We start from the raw sequence: 14,487 nt of genomic DNA, 5'->3' as shown, positions 1-14,487 counted from the left end.
CGCGTTAAACGTGCAAGGGCTAGAAAGCGATTCCGGTTGTTCTTAGGCTCTTTTCCGGCTTTTCTATGCCATCGGTTTATTCGCAGGGCAGGACCTCTCTCATGGAACCACGCGACGACGAGCTCACCCATTTTGAAGCGCATGGCGCGGCTCCCTTGCCGCCGGCCGCCGTGGAAGGTCATCTCGAACATGACGGCGCCCGTATATGGTATGCGACCTACGGCGCCGGCCCTGCGGTCATCCTGCTGCATGGCGGCCTCGGCCATAGCGGCAACTGGGGCTATCAGGTGCCGGTGCTCGTTCACAGCGGCCGCCGCGTCGTGCTCGTCGACAGCCGCGGCCATGGCCGAAGCAGCCGTGATTCCCGTCCCTATAGCTATGAACTGATGGCCGCGGACGTCCTCGCCGTCATGGACGAACTGCATTTGGAAAAGGCGGCCGTCGTCGGCTGGAGCGACGGCGCCTGCATCGCCCTGATCCTCGCGATGACGGCGCCCTCACGCATTGAGGGCGTCTTCTTCTTCGCCTGCAACATGGACCCGAGCGGCACGCTGGAATTCGTTCCGAGCTCGGTCGTCGACCGCTGTTTCGGCAGGCATGCCAAGGATTATGCGGCATTGTCGGCCACGCCTGACGACTTCGGCGCGTTCGTCGAGGCGGTTAGCCTGATGATGCGGACGGAGCCGAATTATGATGCCTCCGACCTGGCCAAAATCCGCGTGCCGGTCGCAATCGTGCTCGGCGAGCACGACGAGTTCATCAAGCCGGACCATGCGGAATATCTCGCCCGCAGCATTCCCAATGCGCAGATGATCTACCTGCCTGGGGTCAGCCATTTCGCGCCGTTGCAGCGGCCGTCGCAGTTCAACGCCGCGGTGCAATCCTTCCTCGACGGGATCTCTTGATGAAGACGGCGGCCTCTGGCCTCGCGCCCATTTCCCGCTATCTCTCGTTTCATGAGAGCTGACGCGCTGCTTTATCCTGCCCCGGAGGGGCTCTACTGTCCGGAGGGCGGTTTTTACGTCGACCCGGTGCGCCCGGTCGAGCGGGCGCTCATCACGCACGGACATTCGGATCACGCACGGCCGGGGCATGTGAATGTGCTCGCCACGCGCCAAACGCTCGATATCATGCGCCTGCGCTATGGCGAGGGTTTCTGCGCCAGCGAGCAGGCAGTTTCCTTCGGCGAGGAACTGTGGGTGAACGGCGTCAAGGTGAGCTTCCACCCCGCCGGCCATGTGCTCGGTTCGGCCCAGATCGCCGTCGAAAAGAACGGCACCCGCATCGTCGTCTCGGGCGACTACAAGCGTCGCCCCGACCCGACCTGCACGGCCTATGTTCCGGTTCCCTGCGATGTCTTCATCACCGAAGCGACCTTCGGCCTTCCGGTCTTCCATCATCCCGACCCCATGGATGAAACCGGCAAGCTGCTGGCGTCGCTACGGCAATTTCCCGAGCGCACCCATCTCATCGGCGCCTATGCGCTCGGCAAGGCGCAGCGCGTCATCCGCCTGCTGCGCGATGCCGGATATGCCGAGCCGATCTATATCCATGGCGCCATGGAAAAGCTCTGTGACTATTACGTCGCGCAGGGCATCGATCTCGGCGAGCTGCTGCCGGCGACGATCGAGAGCCGCGACAAATCCGCCTTCAGAGGCGCCGTCGTCATCGGCCCGTCATCGGCCTTCGCCGACCGCTGGGCTCGGCGCTTCAACGAACCGCTGCCGGCCTTCGCCTCCGGCTGGATGATGGTGCGCCAGCGCGCCAAACAGCTCGGCGTCGAACTGCCGCTGGTCATTTCCGATCATTGCGACTGGCCGGAACTGACGGAAACGATCCGCGAACTGCACCCGGCCGAGGTCTGGGTGACGCATGGCCGCGAGGAAGCGCTGGTGCGCTGGTGCCAGCTGCAGGGCTTCAAGGCCAAACCGCTGCATCTGGTGGGCTATGAGGATGAAGGGGATTGAAGATGGAGTTTGCTGCTGAAAACCCCTCCAGAGTTGGCCTTTCTGCCATCGTCGGCATGCTGGAGGTGGTGCAAACGCCTAACTCTCACTCCCTCATTCCTGTGCTCGTCACAGGAATCCAGCCACCGCGCGTCTGCGCGGTGAAAGACTCATACGAGGCCAAGGCGTTTCTCGCGTCCAAGGACTTGGACGCACTGGATTCCTGTGACGAGCACAGGAATGAGGGAGTTCTTATAGGGCCTTTTGGTGCCAGAGAGAGGCACCCATGAAAGCCTTCGCCGATCTCCTCGACCGCCTGGTTTTGACCCCCAGCCGCAACGGCAAGCTGAAGCTGCTCACCGATTATTTCCGCGACACGCCGGACCCCGACCGCGGCTACGGCCTCGCCGCCATTGCCGGTACGCTGGAGGTTCGCAACGTCAAGCCCGCCATGCTGCGCGAACTGGTGCTGGAGCGCATGGACGAGGTGCTGTTCCGCTATTCCTACGACTATGTCGGCGATCTCGCCGAAACCATCTCGCTGGTTTGGGACAATGAGCGGGATATAGACCGATCGGCGCTTGCCCAGCCGCGTCTCGGCGAGGTCGTCACCCGCATGAATGCGCTCGGCCGCACCGAAGTGCGCAGCTTCGTGCGCGACCTCCTCGACCGGCTGGATTCTTCCGGCCGTTTCGCCTTCATCAAGCTTGCGACCGGCGCCATGCGCATCGGCGTATCGGCCCGCCTCGCCAAGCAGGCGCTCGCTGATCTCGGCGGCAAGGACGTCACCGAGATCGAAACCCTCTGGCATGGCTTGCAGCCGCCTTACGAGACATTGTTCGAATGGCTGGCGGGCGGCGGCGAAAAGCCGGTGCTGGCGACGCCGGCGATCTTCCATTCCGTCATGCTCGCCAATGCGGTGGAGGAGGGCGATCTCGACAGTCTCGATCCGGCCGATTATGCGGCCGAATGGAAGTGGGACGGTATCCGCGTCCAGCTCTCCCGTTCCGGCGACCGGCGCAAGATTTATTCCCGCTCCGGCGACGACATTTCAGGCGCCTTTCCCGATGTTCTCGAGGCGATCGATTTTTCCGGCGTGATCGACGGAGAACTGCTGGTCGGCGGCACCGCGCGATCGAACAGCCCGACCCGCACCTTCTCCGATCTGCAGCAGCGCCTGAACCGCAAGACGGTGACGGCGAAGATGCTCGACGACTACCCGGCCTTCATTCGCGCCTATGACCTGCTCTTCGATCGCGAGGAGGATGTCCGCGGCCGCACCTATGTCGATCGCCGCGACCGCCTGGCTGAGATCATCGAGCGCGCGCCCCACGACCGTTTCGATCTGTCGCCGCTCGTTCCCTTTTCGTCCTGGCAAGAGCTCGACGATCTGCGCGCCGCCCCGCCCGATCCCGTCATCGAGGGCGTGATGATCAAGCGTCGCGACAGCATCTACCAGGCCGGCCGCATGAAGGGGCCTTGGTTCAAGTGGAAGCGCAATCCCTTTAATGTCGATGCGGTGCTGATGTATGCCCAGCGCGGCCACGGCAAGCGCTCCAGCTATTATTCCGATTTCACCTTCGGCGTCTGGGCCGATGATGAGGACGGCGAACAGCTGGTCCCCGTCGGCAAGGCCTATTTCGGTTTCACCGATGCCGAACTGGAGCTGCTCGACAAGTTCGTGCGCAACAATACCACCGAGCGCTTCGGCCCGGTGCGCGCCGTGCGTGCCGACAAGGATTTCGGCTTCGTCGTCGAAGTGGCCTTCGAAGGCATCAACCGTTCGACGCGGCACAAATCGGGCGTCGCGATGCGCTTTCCCCGCATCGCCCGTCTTCGTCCCGACAAGCCTTCATACGAGGCCGACAGGCTGCGCACGTTGATCGCCATGATCGACGCCAAGTCGGAATGAATAGGCATCCCCTGCGCGACAATGCCGCAGTGCGATATTTTCAACAGGATGTGTATTGGCGGCATCGCTCTTCCGGTGCAAATCTTGTGGGGCCGGGGAGATGATTTGGGTGCTGCGTTATGAGCTCGCATGAACAAAATTCCTTTTTCCGCCAACGCCGCGCCGTGCTGGCCGGTCTCGCCGGCGCGCTCGTCCTGCCGCGCATCGCGGCGGCTTTCGACGTCCCGGACGAGCCGCGCCTTGCCAAGCACGACTACGCCGCGGTCCGCCGCCATTTCCACACGAAGCTGCTGAAAAAGGGGCCGGCGCCCGACAAGTACGAACCGTTGAATGCGCCCGCCGACGCTGACAAGATCTTCTACCGCTCCGGTTACGGAGGCGAACTCGAACTGGCGGCCTGGGTGTCCAAATACAAGCGCGAGCGCACGGCCAAGCCCGCCGTGCTTTTCCTCCACGGCGGCAATGCCATGGGTGTCGGCCACTGGCAGCTGATGAAGCCCTATATGGATGCCGGTTATGTCGTGATGATGCCGTCGCTGCGCGGCGAAAACGGCCAGATGGGCAATTTCTCAGGCTTCTACGACGAGGTCGACGACGTTCTCGCCGCCACCGAGCGCCTGGCCCACCTGCCGGGCGTCGATTCTCAGCGCGTCTTCATCGCCGGCCATAGCATTGGCGGCACGCTGACCATGCTGGCGGCGATGAGCACGCATAAATTCCGCGCCGCCGCGCCGATTTCCGGCAATCCGAACGCCTTCCGCTTCTTCAATCGCTATCCCGAGGACATCCGCTTCGACGACAGCGATACGCACGAATTCGAAGTGCGTTCGGCGCTGTGTTATGCCCATAGCTTCAAATGCCCGGTCCGTGTCGTCCACGGCACCGAAGAGGCCCATTTCAACGACCGCGCCGATCTGCTTGCTCGGCGCGCCCGCGCCGCCGGCATCCATATCGAAACCGACACCGTCGCCGGCAATCACACCTCGGCGCTGCCGGCCGAGATCGAGCAGAGCATCCGGTTCTTCCATGGAGTGGCGGCGTGAGCTTGCCGGCCGGGCCGGGCGTAATGGATGATTGATCCTGTGAACCCGCCTCCGCTGACAGCGACGGCGGGTTCATTGTTTCCTGATCTTGCTCTTTCCGCCTCAACACAAGCCTCACGCCAGCCGCGGATGCCATCGTCGGGACAGATATCGCTGTCTCGCCGATCGTTGATAAGGGTGGTTCCATGAATTTTCTGCGCCGGGTTTTCCCGATTGCCGGGCTTGTGATGGTTGTCGCGTCGCTGAGCGGCTGCAACATCCTCGTTCCCGATGTCGCCGCCGATTCGCCCGCCCGCTTCGTGCAGGAAACCTCGCCGGTGTTCTATCAGCCGCCGGGTGTCGATCCGCGCCGGGTGCGGCCGATTCCCGATCAGCCGGTGCCGCAGACGCGTGAACTCTACAAGACCCAGTTCCATCAGACCTACGGCCTGCCGGTCTCCAATCCCGTGCATGCGGCGATGTATGGCGAACAGCGCGACGAGGATTTCACCCTGCCGTCGATCCCGGTCAGCCGTGTGCAGCCGCAGTTCCTGCGCCAGGAAGTCGATTATCAAACGACCGAGCGCCCCGGCACCGTGGTCATCGATACCAAGTCGCGGTTCCTCTATTTCGTCGAGGGCAACGGCAAGGCGATGCGCTACGGCGTCGGCCTCGGACGTGACGGTTACGCCTGGTCCGGCCGCGGCGTCATTCAGTGGAAGCAGAAATGGCCGCGCTGGACGCCGCCGGTGGAAATGGTCTCGCGCCAGCCCGAGGTTCGTCCTTTCGCAGCGGAAAACGGCGGCATGAATCCGGGCCTTCAAAATCCACTCGGTGCGCGCGCCATGTATATCTTCAAGGACGGCCAGGATACGCTCTACCGCATCCACGGCACGCCCGACTGGCAGTCGATCGGCAAGGCCACTTCATCGGGCTGCGTGCGCATGCTCAATCAGGATGTCATCGATCTCTATAACCGCGTTCCCGCCAAGGCCGAGATCGTTGTGATGTAGCGCTGCAACAGCGCTACCCATTTGTCCGCCTGCGGCCGGACACGTCTGCGTGAAGCTATGGTTTATTTGGCGCAAGCCGATAGATCTTTTCTTGTCGTTATCGGCATTGGACGAATCACCGGTTATCAGGTGCTTCGTTCGGCTTTCGCATCAACAGGAACTCAGTCCCGCGTCATGAGCTTCGATAGACATCTCTCCCGCCGCAATTTTCTTTCCTTGTCCGCGCTGACCGCGGCCTCCGCGCTCACAGGCTGCGCCTCCTCGGCCAACACGGTGACGTCAGGCGATACGAGGATCATCTACCGCTCGCCCGTTCGCCTGTTCCAGTCCATGGGGACGTCGAGCGTGCCGAGCGACGCCGAGCTTGCCGTCATGTACGGTCCCGTCGAAGACGGCGGCTTCCTCATCCCCGCCGTGCCCTACGAGCAGATCGATCCGCGCTATTATCGCCAGCGGGTCGTCGACCCCACCGGGCAGCCTCCCGGCACCATCGTCGTCGATACTCCGTCGCGTTTCCTCTACCTCGTCGAGAGGGACGGCATGGCGATGCGCTACGGCGTCGGCATCGGCCGCGAAGGTTTCGCCTGGCAGGGTTCTGGCGTCATTCAGTGGCGTCAGAAATGGCCGCGCTGGAAGCCGCCGAACGAGATGGTCGCCCGCCAGCCGGAGCTCGTCAAATATTCGATCGAGAACGGCGGCATGGAGCCGGGCCTGAAGAACCCGCTCGGCGCCCGCGCGCTCTACATCTTCTCGAATGGAGAGGATACGCTCTACCGCCTGCACGGCAATCCGGACTGGCGCTCGATCGGCAAGGCCGTTTCATCAGGCTGCGTCCGGCTGATGAACCAGGATATCATCGATCTCTACGATCGAGTCCCGACAAAAGCGCCGATCGTCGTCTGGCAGTAAAATGTCGCCGAGGCGGCCGCGATCCGGCCGTCTCGCCCGATTTTCCGCTGACAAGCGCTGTCCTCCATCCGTCTGCCGACGATTTTATTTTCGAAATAGCATTGCTTAATTCGATGAATGACCTACATGGGGCGTATCGAATATTGCTTGTGACCTTTGTCCACGCGCTGCGCTGAAGCGCTTCGTCAGATCTCGTCTCAACATCGATATTGCCGGCGGACATCCTGCCCCGGCTGCACTTAAACGGTTGATAAGGAGATCGTTATGAATTCAGGCGTCGTCAAGTGGTTCAATGGCACCAAGGGCTATGGCTTCATCCAGCCCGATGATGGTTCCACGGACGTTTTCGTCCATATCTCGGCGGTTGAGCGCGCCGGTATGCGGGAACTCACCGAAGGCCAGAAGGTCAGCTACGATCTCGTCCGCGATAAGAGGTCCGGCAAGAATTCGGCTGATAACCTTCAGGCCGCATGATTTGTCTTTTGTCCGTGCTGAGCACCTACCAGCAGCGGGCTGAGTGACTGTAAGAGGTCGGGTCCACGCCCGGCCTTTTTATTTTGACCGCCGAGCCGATCCTGAAGCTTTCGAGCAGAAGATCATGATTTCATTATTGATAGCGCGGCCTTATCGCCAACAGGAAGGATATCGTTTTGCAGGTACTCGTCAGGGATAACAATGTCGATCAGGCGCTCCGCGTGCTCAAGAAGAAGATGCAGCGGGAAGGCTTGTTCCGGGAAATGAAGGCGCGCAGCGCTTTTGAAAAGCCGTCCGAGAAACGCGCTCGTGAAAAGGCCGAGGCCATTCGCCGCCAGCGCAAGCTCGCCCGCAAGCAGATGCAGCGTGAAGGCCTGCTGCCGGCACCGAAGAAGACCCTCCGCGCCCGCTAATCCCGACCGTGGAATCACGGTCAACCGCGGAGCGACGGTCGACCGTGGAATTATGGTTTTTCACGCGCGGAGTAATGGCTGAAGCATTGCCATCACCTCAGAAAGGGGCACATGACCGCCACCAAGGGAGAATTCTTCAATCCCGCCAAGCTTTCGCCTCGCGACAAGGCGGAGGCCACCGATCACACGGCGCGCGCCATCATCGAGGCCGAGGCCTCGGCCCGCGAGAAGAAGACGGAGAAGCTGAGAGCGCTGCGCCTGCAGCAGGCAGCCGAGGCCGAACCCGAAACGGCGCCCGCAAAGAAGCGGCGGTCGCCGGCCAAATCGCCTTCACGGCGACCCTGACCACCGATAGGATTGTCTCCGGCGCTGCCTTCAGCCGCCGCCGCCCGTGCCGGCCCGACCGAGATTGTCCCGCAGCCGATGCAGCATGTCGCGCATCCCTGCCATTTCCTCCAGCGTACAGCCTACGGCTTCGCCGATCGCCGTCATGATCGTATCGATCTCTCCCTTCATCGCCTGACCCTTCGGCGTCAGCGACACGATCACCTGCCGTTCGTCGCGCAGGTCGCGGATGCGCTTGATGAGGCCGCTTTGCTCCAGCCGTTTCAAGAGCGGCGATAGCGTGCCGGAATCGAGGTCCAGCTGTTCGCCGATCGTCTTCACCGGCAGTTCGCTGCGTTCCCAGAGCACCAGCATCACCAGATATTGCGGATAGGTAAGGCCGACCCTCTCCAGAATAGGCTTGTAGGCGCGGGTGAAAGCATGCGCCGTCGCATAGACTGCGAAACACAGCTGCTTTTCCAGCCGCTTTTCCTCCTGCGGTATCTCCATCGTCTTTTTCGTCTGCGCTTTCATATCCGTCATCCCCGAGGCGCCGATTGTCCTCTTTCCGATTTCGAAATGCAATTTGCAAAATTCACTTGCGTACAATTTAATTGTGCGATACTAAAAATCCAACCCCATCGTTGGGTCAACCAAAGGAGATCGTCATGCCTATTCTCTATACGACCAAAGCCTCTGCCACCGGCGGCCGCGCAGGCCGCGCCGTTTCCGACAACGGCGTTCTGGACGTGACGCTGACCGTCCCGAAGGAGCTCGGCGGCGACGGCGCGACCGGCACTAATCCCGAACAGCTCTTTGCCGCCGGCTACTCCGCCTGCTTCCTCGGTGCCCTGAAATTTGTCGCGGGCCAGCAGAAGGTCAAGATTCCCGAGGACACGACGGTCTCCGCCAAGGTCGGCATCGGCCCGCGTGAAGATGGCGGCGGCTTCGGCATCGAAGTGGCGCTGACGGTCAATATTCCCGGTGTCGACCGCGAAACGGCCGAAAAGCTCGCCGCTGCAGCCCATATCGTCTGCCCGTACAGCCATGCCATGCGCACTTCGACCGAAGTTCCGGTCACGGTTGCCTGATCTGTTCTAAAACGCGGCAGCCGATCGGCTGCCGCGTTTCCCGCCGGACGGCGCAATCCGAGATTGCGGGATCAGCGTGAAAAAAGGTTGCGTGTAAGCCTTGTTTGGCTGTTGCCGATAAGCCGCCGCTTTCGATATTTCGCCTGACATCTATGACAATGCCTGCAGATCCTGTCGCAGCCGCGCGGTGTCTGGCAGCTTGCCGTCGATCGCCGCATGTGTGCTTTTCCAGATCGGCAGCGCTTTTGCGAGCACATCCTTGCCTTCGGCCGTCAGGCTGAGCAGCCGGCCGCGCCTGTCTCTAGGGTTTTCCATCACCTTCACCCAGCCTCTGCGCTGAAGCGGCTTCAGGGCGGCCGTCAAGGTCGTCTGGTCCATGGCGAGCAGGGCGGCGACCGGCCCCATTGGCGGCGGCTCCGGCCGGTTCAGCGACATCATCAGGGAAAATTGTCCGTTCGTCAGCCCGACTGGTCTCAACGCATCGTCGAACAGCCGCGCAAGCGCGCGGGCGGCCCGCTGCACATGCAGGCAGAGGCAGGTGTCGCGCACCATCAGCGTCGTGGAAAAGGGAATCTCGCTCGAATTTGACATGCTCAATTTCTATTGATATCAATCTATTTAGTCAAGGAGAAGGAGATGAGCCGGCTTGACCGGCCAGCGCCGGAGGAGGGCGCATCCCATGCAGAATGAGGTTGTTTCCCGCGAGCAATGGCTCGAGGCTCGCCGCGCCCTGCTGTTGAAGGAAAAGGAAGCGACGAGGCTGCGCGACAGCATCAATGCCGCGCGCTTGGCGTTGCCCTGGGTGAAGGTCGATAAGGACTACGTCTTCGAAACGTCCGAAGGGAAGAAGTCGCTCGCCGATCTCTTCGAGGGCCGCAGCCAGTTGCTGATCTACCATTTCATGCTTGGTCCGGATTGGGATGCCGGCTGCACCGGCTGCTCCTTCCTGTCGGATCACGTCGATGGCGCCCTGCCGCATCTGAACCATCACGACGTCACCTGGGTCGCCGTTTCACGCGCGCCGCTGGACAAGATCGCTGCCTACAAACGGCGCATGGGGTGGAAATTTCCCTGGGTCTCCTCCTTCGGCAGCGATTTCAATTTCGATTATCACGTTTCTTTCAGCCCGGAGGATCTTGCCAAAGACAAAGTCTTTTACAATTTCACTCCGATGGAACCGGCTGATGCCCATGACGAGCTGCCGGGCCTCAGCGCTTTCTACCGAAACGAAAAGGGCGAGGTCTTCCATACCTATTCGAGCTATGCCCGCGGGCCGGAAGAACTGATCGGCACGCTGATGATCCTCGACCGCGCTCCGAAAGGCCGTAACGAGGACAGCACGATGAACTTCGTGCGCCGCCATGACGAATATGAGGAGGCCCAGAAGGCGCCATCCTGCTGTCACTGAGCCGGAGCATGATGCCGAAAGGCCCGCAGCGTTTTTCGGACGCCTTATGCTCTCGGCAAGGCGAAAAACAAACGCCAGCATCAGCCAAGGGAGAAGGATGATGAAGACTGCTGAAGTGCTGAAGGAACATTCTTTCCTGGAAAGACTGCTCGGGACATGGACGGTCACCGCACCCGACATGACGGGCGGCGGCGATTGGATGGAAACCGTCCGCTCGCTGCACGGCATCTGGTTCGTTGCCGAAGGGAGCGGCCGCATGCCCGATGGCAAGGAGGCCACCACCGTCCTGACGCTCGGCTACAACGCCGAGAAAGGCAAATATGTCGGAAGCTGGATCGGCAGCATGATGGACTTTATGTGGGTCTACGAAGGCGAGGTCGATGCATCCGGCAACGTGCTCGATCTCTATACCACAGGCCCCGATTTCAGTGGCGATGGGCTCGCCGATTACCGCGAAAGCATCACCTTCGTCGATGCCGATCACCGTACCTTCACGTCCAGCGTCAGGCAGGCCGACGGCTCGTGGAAGCAGTTCATGGAAGCGCATTACGCCCGCAAGATCTGACAACGATCGCGCCAAACGTCGAAAAATGGGAGAGTTTGATGTCCGAGACGCATGGAAAATTCATCTGGTGCGAGCTGATGACCCCCGACACGTCAGCCGCCGCGAAATTCTACAGTTCGGTCGTCGGCTGGACGACCTCCGAAATGAAGGTCGAGGGCATGCCCACCTATACGATCTTCGAGGCGAACGGCATTGGCGTCGCCGGCTTGATGGAATTTCCGGCCGAACTGGAGGGGCAGGGCATTCCCCCGAACTGGACGGGTTATGTCGGCGTCGACGACGTCGACCAGTCGGCCAGGGATTTTGCCGCCAATGGCGGTTCGGTCCGTCGTCCGCCGGAGGATATCCCGACCATCGGCCGCTTCGCCGTCGTGGCCGATCCCCATGGCGCGGTGCTCTGCATCATGACGCCGGCGCCGATGGAACAAACCTGGCCGGAACTGGCCTTCGACGCGCCCGGCAACATCGGCTGGCACGAACTCTACGCCGGTAATGGGGAGGAGGCGATGGCCTTCTATTCCAGGCTGTTCGGCTGGAAGAAGGACAGCGATTTCGACATGGGTCCGATGGGCGTCTATCATCTCTTCTCGCACGGCGGGAGGCAGATCGGCGGCATGATGACCAAGCCTGCGGAAATGCCGATGACCTTCTGGTGCTACTATTTCAACGTACCGGCCATCGATGCAGCGATAGAGCGCGTCACGTCAGGCGGCGGCAAAGTCGTCAACGGCCCGATGGAAGTCCCCGGCGGCAGCTGGATCATTCAGGCTACAGACCCGCAGGGTGCTTTCTTCTGCCTGGTGGCGCCGAAGCGGTAGGTGTTTGGGCATATTGTTGGCGGCGTGCCGTTAGCCCCTCATCCGGCTGCCGCCACCTTCTCCCCGCTGGGGAGAAGGGGTTATGCCGCGACCTCTCGATTCCTCTTCTCCCCAGCGGGGAGAAGGTGCCGGCAGGCGGATGAGGGGGCTGCACGGCACCCAGCGACAATCACTTTCCAGTCAATCCATCACCCGGCAACCGAAGCAAAGAACCCCTCCGGGTTCTCCACCTCCACCAGCCGTTTCTTCTCGATCAGCCAGAACCGGTTTCCCACCGCCCGCACGAAACTGCGGTCGTGCGAGACCAGCAGGCAGCTCGCCTCGTGCGCCATCAGTTCGCTCTCCAGCGCTTCCTGCCCCTCGATATCGAGATGGTTGGTCGGCTCGTCGAGCAGATAGAAATTCGGTTCCGTCAGCCTGAGCACAAGCATGCCGAGCCGCGCCTTCTGGCCGCCGGAAAGCTGGCCGATCGGTTTGGCCTGCATGTCGATCGTCATCCCGGCTCCGGCGAGCAAGGCCCGCGCCCGCTGGTCTCCGACATCGAAGCGGCGGATGATCGTGCCGATCGGCGTATCGGTATCGGCAAGATCGGCAAGCGCTTGGTCGCCGTAGCCAAGAACGACCGAAGGCGTCGCCTTGATGCCGTCCCGCCCCGTTTCCGGTCCTTCGATTGCCTGCTTCAGCATCGACACCAGCCGCGACTTTCCGGCGCCGTTGAGGCCGAGCAGCACGATGCGGTCCCCCTGGCAGATGAATTGCCGGCCGGTCTTGAACAGCAGCGTTCCGTCAGGCGTCGTCACCGCCGCATCCTCAAGCGTCACCAGCACCTTGGCATGCGTGCCGCGATTGGAAAGCCGGATCGCCCCGGCCGAGCGCTCGAGATGGGCGGGTTTTGCCGCATCCTCCAGCTTTTCGGCCCGTTGCTTGAGTTGCTTGGTCTTGACGACGAGCAGATCGCTGCCGGAGTTGATGCCGATATTGTTGAGCTTGGCTGCCTGCTTGCGCAGTTGCTCAGCCGTCTTCATGTCGCGTTCGTATCGTTTGGCTTCGGAGGCGTCGGCCTCGTCGAGGGCTGTGCGCGCGCGTGTATAGGGCAGGGCGAAGATCGGCGATTGTTCCGGCCGCAGGAACAGGGTCCGGTTGGTCGTCGCATCGAGAAAGGCGCGGTCGTGGCTGGAGAGGATGACCGGCACGTCGCGCGGCAGCGCATTCAGCCAGCCTTCCAGCTGGGCGATCTTTTCGAGGTCGAGATGGTTGGTCGGCTCGTCGAGCAGCAGCACGTCGGGTTCGGTAACCCAGGTGCGGGCAAGCAGGGCGAGCCGTTGCCATCCGCCGCTCAAATGCTTGAGCGGCCGGCTGCGCATCGCTTCGGGCACATCGAGCGATTCCAGCACCACGTCGACGCGCCAGGCTTCGCTTTCGGCCTGATCGGCCGGCAGCGTCTGCAGCACCGCCTCATAGAACGGCGTGTCGAAAAGCCCGGGCGGCACGTTCTGCGCGACATGACCGATGGTCAGCCCGCGTGCTTTGGTGATCTCGCCCTCGGTCGGCTCCAATGCGCCGGTGATACAGGCAAGCAGCGTCGATTTCCCCCGCCCGTTGGCCGCCACGAGGCCGATGCGGTCGCCTGAATTGACGACGAGATTGAGTTTGGAAAACAAGGGATTGCCCAGCGTCACGCCGAGATTGCGGATATTGATGAGAGTCATGATCGTTCTCTGGTCTTGGCCGGGAAGCGCGCGATCCGGGGCACTCAGCCGTCACGGAATTGCGCGGTATCGGGGCTGGAAAATCAAAGGAATGCGCGCTGCAAGCTGTACGGCGCCGCATTGGCCACGAAGGGCAGACCAGGAAGAGATATCGGGAACGGTCTCTGGTCAGCCCTGCAAACGCATCTGCAGGGCGTTGACGGGACCACGCTGGCGATTAAACCGGAAATAATATTGCATGGCGTGATCCTCCTTTCTCGAAAGAGTTGTAGGACATTGAAATAACATTGCCCGCAAGAAGAGACAAGAGAACCGCATACGCGCCGATTTCCAGCCATAAATCATGCATAGACGATTCTCGGGGGCCGATCGGGAGATCAGACGCATGCTCATTGCTCATTTGCCTGCAGGTTACATTCTGGGGAGCGCCGCGCGGCAGCGATCCAAAGCATCCGGCATCATGACCGCCGCATTGGTCGGCAGCGTGCTTCCGGATTTCGACATGGTCTATTTCTTTCTGACCGGCGGAAAAGTTCACCATCACGATTATGTCACCCACTGGCCGCTGTTTTGGCTCGCTCTCGCCGCTGTAATTCTGCCCGCGGTGGGGCGGTTGGTGCCACGGTGGATTCCCGTGGCCGCCGTCTTTTTCATGGGCGTCATGCTCCACATGGTCATGGATACCGTCGCCGCGCCGCTGTTCTGGCTGGCACCCTTCGATTGGACGAAATTCGAACTGACGACGGTGCCTGCGACCTACGGCAACTGGGTCGTCAGTTTCATGCTGCACTGGACTTTCGGCCTGGAACTCCTGATCTGTGCAACGGCGTTGATCGTCGCCGTTCGCAGCAACCGCCGCGGTCGAAGCACGCAACGGGCATGA

18 protein-coding genes are annotated in these 14,487 nt (G+C 61.6%); 15 read left to right on the top strand and 3 right to left on the bottom strand.

Annotation, left to right across the window (positions count from 1 at the left end):
* The first annotated feature begins 101 nt into the window (after positions 1-101).
* The 10 genes from QD408_RS19745 to QD408_RS19700 all read left to right on the top strand — a co-directional run bounded on the left by QD408_RS19745 (position 102) and on the right by QD408_RS19700 (position 8,034).
* Entirely contained in the window at positions 102-905 is an 804-nt protein-coding gene (locus tag QD408_RS19745; RefSeq protein WP_414140461.1) for an alpha/beta fold hydrolase, read from the top strand.
* Between the two features lie 51 nt (positions 906-956).
* Positions 957-1,967 carry a ligase-associated DNA damage response exonuclease gene (locus QD408_RS19740; protein WP_414140460.1) on the top strand — a complete coding sequence of 337 codons (1,011 nt, stop codon included), beginning with the start codon at positions 957-959 and terminating at the stop codon, positions 1,965-1,967.
* Positions 1,964-2,236, top strand: coding sequence for a hypothetical protein (locus QD408_RS19735; protein ID WP_414140459.1), 273 nt, complete (start codon positions 1,964-1,966; stop codon positions 2,234-2,236). Before QD408_RS19740 ends, QD408_RS19735 begins: the two co-directional genes overlap by 4 nt.
* A complete protein-coding gene (locus tag QD408_RS19730) occupies positions 2,233-3,858 on the top strand; it encodes a cisplatin damage response ATP-dependent DNA ligase (RefSeq protein ID WP_088680790.1) in 1,626 nt (541 codons plus the stop codon). The genes QD408_RS19735 and QD408_RS19730 overlap by 4 nt, the downstream gene beginning before the upstream one ends.
* 119 nt (positions 3,859-3,977) lie before the next feature.
* The gene (locus tag QD408_RS19725; protein ID WP_414140458.1) at positions 3,978-4,901 is read left to right on the top strand and encodes an alpha/beta hydrolase family protein; all 924 of its coding nucleotides are present in this window, start codon (positions 3,978-3,980) and stop codon (positions 4,899-4,901) included.
* Positions 4,902-5,086: 185 nt separating this feature from the next.
* On the top strand, positions 5,087-5,893 hold the full coding sequence (locus QD408_RS19720) for a L,D-transpeptidase (protein ID WP_414140457.1): 807 nt from the start codon (positions 5,087-5,089) through the stop codon (positions 5,891-5,893).
* Between the two features lie 174 nt (positions 5,894-6,067).
* Positions 6,068-6,802 carry a L,D-transpeptidase family protein gene (locus QD408_RS19715; protein WP_414140456.1) on the top strand — a complete coding sequence of 245 codons (735 nt, stop codon included), beginning with the start codon at positions 6,068-6,070 and terminating at the stop codon, positions 6,800-6,802.
* Between the two features lie 264 nt (positions 6,803-7,066).
* Positions 7,067-7,276: a cold-shock protein gene (locus QD408_RS19710; RefSeq protein WP_088680794.1), complete on the top strand. Its 210-nt coding sequence runs from the start codon at positions 7,067-7,069 to the stop codon at positions 7,274-7,276.
* A 176-nt stretch (positions 7,277-7,452) separates the two neighbouring features.
* On the top strand, positions 7,453-7,689 hold the full coding sequence (gene rpsU, locus QD408_RS19705; RefSeq protein ID WP_088680795.1) for a 30S ribosomal protein S21: 237 nt from the start codon (positions 7,453-7,455) through the stop codon (positions 7,687-7,689).
* A gap of 111 nt (positions 7,690-7,800) precedes the next feature.
* Entirely contained in the window at positions 7,801-8,034 is a 234-nt protein-coding gene (locus QD408_RS19700) for a hypothetical protein (RefSeq protein ID WP_088680796.1), read from the top strand.
* A 30-nt stretch (positions 8,035-8,064) separates the two neighbouring features.
* Here QD408_RS19700 and QD408_RS19695 read toward each other — a convergent pair whose 3' ends face one another.
* A complete protein-coding gene (locus QD408_RS19695; RefSeq protein ID WP_088680847.1) occupies positions 8,065-8,556 on the bottom strand; it encodes a MarR family winged helix-turn-helix transcriptional regulator in 492 nt (163 codons plus the stop codon).
* Between the two features lie 125 nt (positions 8,557-8,681).
* Here QD408_RS19695 and QD408_RS19690 point away from each other — a divergent pair, with 125 nt between their 5' ends.
* Complete coding sequence (locus QD408_RS19690) at positions 8,682-9,104, top strand: organic hydroperoxide resistance protein (RefSeq protein WP_088680797.1); 423 nt, start codon at positions 8,682-8,684, stop codon at positions 9,102-9,104.
* A gap of 150 nt (positions 9,105-9,254) precedes the next feature.
* Here the strand turns inward: QD408_RS19690 and QD408_RS19685 are convergent, their stop codons facing one another.
* The gene (locus QD408_RS19685) at positions 9,255-9,695 is read right to left on the bottom strand and encodes a MarR family winged helix-turn-helix transcriptional regulator (protein ID WP_414140455.1); all 441 of its coding nucleotides are present in this window, start codon (positions 9,693-9,695) and stop codon (positions 9,255-9,257) included.
* A gap of 88 nt (positions 9,696-9,783) precedes the next feature.
* On the opposite strand from QD408_RS19685, the gene QD408_RS19680 reads away from it, so the two are divergent.
* The 3 genes from QD408_RS19680 to QD408_RS19670 all read left to right on the top strand — a co-directional run bounded on the left by QD408_RS19680 (position 9,784) and on the right by QD408_RS19670 (position 11,895).
* The gene (locus tag QD408_RS19680) at positions 9,784-10,512 is read left to right on the top strand and encodes a DUF899 domain-containing protein (protein ID WP_414140454.1); all 729 of its coding nucleotides are present in this window, start codon (positions 9,784-9,786) and stop codon (positions 10,510-10,512) included.
* Between the two features lie 97 nt (positions 10,513-10,609).
* Positions 10,610-11,077 carry a DUF1579 domain-containing protein gene (locus QD408_RS19675; RefSeq protein WP_414140453.1) on the top strand — a complete coding sequence of 156 codons (468 nt, stop codon included), beginning with the start codon at positions 10,610-10,612 and terminating at the stop codon, positions 11,075-11,077.
* 38 nt (positions 11,078-11,115) lie between these two features.
* A complete protein-coding gene (locus tag QD408_RS19670) occupies positions 11,116-11,895 on the top strand; it encodes a VOC family protein (RefSeq protein WP_088680801.1) in 780 nt (259 codons plus the stop codon).
* Between the two features lie 188 nt (positions 11,896-12,083).
* Here the strand turns inward: QD408_RS19670 and QD408_RS19665 are convergent, their stop codons facing one another.
* Positions 12,084-13,604, bottom strand: coding sequence for an ABC-F family ATP-binding cassette domain-containing protein (locus QD408_RS19665; RefSeq protein WP_414140452.1), 1,521 nt, complete (start codon positions 13,602-13,604; stop codon positions 12,084-12,086).
* A 385-nt stretch (positions 13,605-13,989) separates the two neighbouring features.
* On the opposite strand from QD408_RS19665, the gene QD408_RS19660 reads away from it, so the two are divergent.
* On the top strand, positions 13,990-14,487 hold the full coding sequence (locus QD408_RS19660) for a metal-dependent hydrolase (protein WP_414140451.1): 498 nt from the start codon (positions 13,990-13,992) through the stop codon (positions 14,485-14,487).

This window comes from Rhizobium sp. BR 249, assembly GCF_047445895.1.
Taxonomy (GTDB): Bacteria; Pseudomonadota; Alphaproteobacteria; order Rhizobiales; family Rhizobiaceae; genus Rhizobium.
Note: the sequence above shows the minus strand (reverse complement) of the source record. Positions and strands in the feature narration are given on the sequence as shown.